The organism is Opacimonas viscosa (assembly GCF_024199005.1).
GTDB lineage: Bacteria > Pseudomonadota > Gammaproteobacteria > Enterobacterales > Alteromonadaceae > Opacimonas > Opacimonas viscosa.
In genome coordinates, this window is record NZ_JANATA010000143.1 from 1 (window position 1) to 270 (window position 270).

Here is a 270-nt window from a genome sequence, read left to right on the forward strand (position 1 = left end):
GTCATGGATTTCTTGGTTGCTTCTTTCGGGCTTAAACCTTCTTCATGAATAATCCGCTCAACGTTTTCCACAACAACAATGGCGTCATCTACCAGCAAGCCGATTGCCAGTACTAAACCAAACATGGTAAGTACGTTTATGCTGAAACCAAACGCGTAAAGGACAGCAAACGTACCAAGCAGAACAACCGGTACGGCAATGGTTGGGATTAACGTAGCTCGCCAGTTTTGCAGGAACAGAAGCATGACCAGGAACACCAGCACAATGGCT

Annotated in this window: 1 protein-coding gene; it reads right to left on the minus strand. The window is 46.3% G+C overall.

The genetic code is table 11. The annotated features are described in order from the left end of the window. The coding region (locus NLF92_RS13040; RefSeq protein WP_254102650.1) for an efflux RND transporter permease subunit at window positions 1–270 on the minus strand (270 nt) is incomplete at both ends.